Origin of the sequence: Streptomyces sp. SBT349 (assembly GCF_001083795.1) — a bacterium.
GTDB lineage: Bacteria > Actinomycetota > Actinomycetes > Streptomycetales > Streptomycetaceae > Streptomyces.
In genome coordinates this window covers 1-2,356 of record NZ_LAVK01000589.1, presented here as the reverse complement: position 1 = coordinate 2,356, position 2,356 = coordinate 1, and the positions used below count along the sequence as shown (strand labels likewise).

Here is a 2,356-nt window from a genome sequence, read left to right as displayed (position 1 = left end):
CCCGCGCGGCGCCGGGGCTTATGTAGCGGGCCGGTGGGTTCGTTGCCCTATCGGGCATCGGAGGGCGGGGACTGTTTTCAAACGGCGCACGGTTTGTTTTCAACACTCTGTTTAAAACGAAGTGTTTCGCGTCTCAGAACAATCCCCACCTCCAGATGCCCGAAGGGGCAGACGACCGCGCACCGCCACCACCGCCCGTTTGGGCAACGACCCCCACCGGCCCGGCGAATACCCAACAAGGGCACACAGAGGCGGCAGCAGCTGCGCGCCACCCCAGCCAGGCGTAGAAGCCGCAACCCCAGCCACCCACGGCCCGGGAAGGGTACGGTCCCGGCATGGCCATGTTGCGGGATGTGCCGGGGTACTGGGAGACCACCGGCTCCACCAAGACGTTCACCCACCCCCTCGACCCGGAGCTGCTCGACGCCCATGTGCCGTACGGCAGCCGCGTGTTGGACTACGGCTGCGGCTACGGGCGCCTGACGGCCGAGCTGGTGCGGCTCGGTCGACGCGACGTGCACGGCGTGGACTTCTCCGCGGCGCTTGTCGAGCGCGGGCTCGCCGAGCACCCGGGGGTGAGCCTGGAGCACTGTCCGGGCCTGCCACTCCCCCACCGGGACGGCGGCTTCGACGCCGCGCTGCTCTTCGCCGTGCTGACCTGTATCCCCGACGAGGCCACCCACGGGGCGATCCTCACCGAGCTGGCCCGCCTCGTCCGTCCGGGCGGGGTGCTCTACCTCAGCGACGTGCCGCTCCAGAGCGACCCGCGCAACCAGGAGCGCTACCGGCGGTACGCCGAACTCCACGGCATCCACGGCGTCTTCGAGATCCCCGACGGCGGCGTCTTCCGCCACCACCACCCCGCGTACCTGCGCGACCTGGTCCACGAGCACGGCTTCGCCGTCGAGGAGGAGCGGACGGGAACGGTCGGCACGCTCGACGGACACAGCGTGGAACGCCTCCAGTTGATCGCCCGGCGCAGGTGAGTGCCAGACGGTGACGCGCCGCCGTGGCCGGGTGGAAGGGCGGGGGTCAGCGTGGGGGGTCGAGGCGGAGGAGGGCGGCTCCGTGGGCGTCGAGGCGCAGGGTGAGCGCGGTGGAGTCGTGGGGCTGGTCGCGGTGGGTCCACAGTTCGGTGATCAGGTCGTCGGGCCCGGCGCCGATCGAGCCGAGGGGGACGCGCACCTCCTCGGGGGCCGCGCCGAGCCAGAAGACGGCGGCGTACCCGCTGCCGTTCTCGGCGTCGCGCGCGGTCCACAGGACGAGGTTCCCCTCGCGCAGCGCCTCCCTGTTGTCCCTGCCGTACCAGAGGACGGCGAGGACGTCGTCGTTGGTGAGCAGCGCGATGGTCTCGGGGGAGGTCGTCGGCAGGTCGCCGCCCATCATCAGCGGCGAGCGCGAGATGGTCCACAGGGTGAGCAGCGTGACCTGTTCCGCGGGGGTGAGCGCGCTGTCGCGGTCCCCGCCGCGCTCGGCGCGGATGCCGATGTGCCCCAGCGGGAGCATGTCCGCGTCGGCCCAGCCGCCCCGGCCCTGCCAGGGCGCCCACCGGGCCATCCTGGCGAACTGGGCCTCGATGTCCTCCCAGCGGTCCCAGAGGTCGTCGCAGACCCGCCACATCGTGGCGTGCTCGCGCAGGTGGTCGAGGTGGGCGAGGGAGACCTCGGTCCCGGGTGACAGGCTCAGCTCGATGGGGCGGCCGCAGGCGGCGACGGCCCGCGCGTATGCCTCGATCTCCCGCCGGTGGTAGGGGAAGAGCATGTCGTCGGCCTTGATGAAGTCGACTCCCCAGTCGGCGAATTGGGCGACCTGGGCGTCGTAGTAGGCCCCGGCGCCCGGGTGGGAGTGGTCGAGGCCGTAGTTGTCGGTGTTCCACGGGCAGGTGGAGCCGGTGTCGGCGATGTCGGCGGCAGTCCACGGGGTGCCGGGCACCGGGAGGTTCGCGGCGACGGCCTGGCGGGGGATGCCGCGCATGATGTGCAGGCCGAAGCGGAGGCCGAGGGCGTGCACGCGGGCGGCCAGCGGCGCGAACCCGGCCCCGCCGCCCGCCGAGGGGAACCGTCCCGGGGCGGGCAGCTGGCGGCCGAACGCGTCGAGGACGAGCGGGGCGCCCGGCGTGTACCCGCCCGCCCGCGCGTTCGGCTCGTACCACTGGATGTCGACGACCACGGTGTCCCAGCCGTGTGCGCGCAGGTGCCGGGACATGAACGAGGCGTTGGCGAGCACCTCTTCCTCGGTCACGGCCGTGCCGTAGCAGTCCCAGCTGTTCCAGCCCATCGGCGGGCGGGCGGAGCGGGCCGGCAGGGGGCGTTTCATCGGTGTCCTTCCCACGGGGGCTGGCTCTTTTAAACATCTC

The 2,356-nt window shown here is 72.2% G+C and carries 2 protein-coding genes; one reads left to right on the top strand and one right to left on the bottom strand.

What is annotated here, in order from left to right; genetic code table 11:
• Window positions 1-335 precede the first annotated feature (335 nt).
• Window positions 336-986 carry a class I SAM-dependent methyltransferase gene (locus tag ADY01_RS34940; protein WP_049580854.1) on the top strand — a complete coding sequence of 217 codons (651 nt, stop codon included), beginning with the start codon at window positions 336-338 and terminating at the stop codon, window positions 984-986.
• Window positions 987-1,032: 46 nt separating this feature from the next.
• Here ADY01_RS34940 and ADY01_RS34935 read toward each other — a convergent pair whose 3' ends face one another.
• Window positions 1,033-2,316: a glycoside hydrolase family 27 protein gene (locus tag ADY01_RS34935; RefSeq protein ID WP_234320541.1), complete on the bottom strand. Its 1,284-nt coding sequence runs from the start codon at window positions 2,314-2,316 to the stop codon at window positions 1,033-1,035.
• Between the last annotated feature and the right edge of the window lie 40 nt (window positions 2,317-2,356).